This window comes from Oleiphilus sp. HI0080, assembly GCF_001635135.1.
This window is the reverse complement of record NZ_LWFU01001158.1, coordinates 1-744: the sequence shown is the minus strand read 5'-3', so window position 1 is coordinate 744 and position 744 is coordinate 1. Positions and strand designations below refer to the sequence as shown.

At 48.7% G+C, this 744-nt stretch carries 1 pseudogene; it reads right to left on the bottom strand.

The window, feature by feature from the left end:
- A pseudogene (eno, locus tag A3751_RS20760) lies at positions 1 to 744 on the bottom strand (phosphopyruvate hydratase); the annotation flags it as partial.

Here is a 744-nt window from a genome sequence, read left to right as displayed (position 1 = left end):
CGTTCCGTCTGATACTTCCAGCCATCCCAATCTGACTCATCTTGACCATCTTCAATCGATACGATCGGGTAAGCGTCACACAAATCTGCAAGGTAGTCGCTAAAGCCTTCGGCAGTAAACACTTTGCCTTCGCCACTCAGATCGTATTTTCCGTCTTTAAAAAATTCAGACGATGCACAGTCTAAAGCCAGCGTAATATCGTCGCCCAGCGTATAACCTGCATCAGCAACCGCCGTCTTGATCACAGCGAGCGCATCTGCGTTGGACGCAAGGTTCGGCGCAAAACCACCTTCATCACCTACAGCCGTATTCAAACCCTGCGCTTTCAACACTTTCTTCAACGCATGGAAGATCTCAGCACCTGCTCGCAATGCTTCAGCAAAACTTGGCGCAGAAACTGGTTGAACCATGAATTCCTGAATATCGACGTTATTATCCGCGTGTTCACCACCATTAAGGATATTCATCATCGGAACTGGCATGGAGTATTGGCCCGCCGTGCCATTTATCTCAGCGATATGCTCGTATAGCTCTACACCTTTCGCTTGTGCGGCAGCTTTTGCTGCGGCCAACGAAACCGCCAAAATTGCGTTGGCGCCTAGATTAGCTTTATTCTCAGTGCCATCAAGATCAATCATAATCTGATCAAGCGCGCGCTGTTCCGTTACGTCTTTACCAATTAGCGCTTCGCGAATATCACTATTGATGCCCGCGACCGCCTTCAATACGCCTTTACCTAGGTAA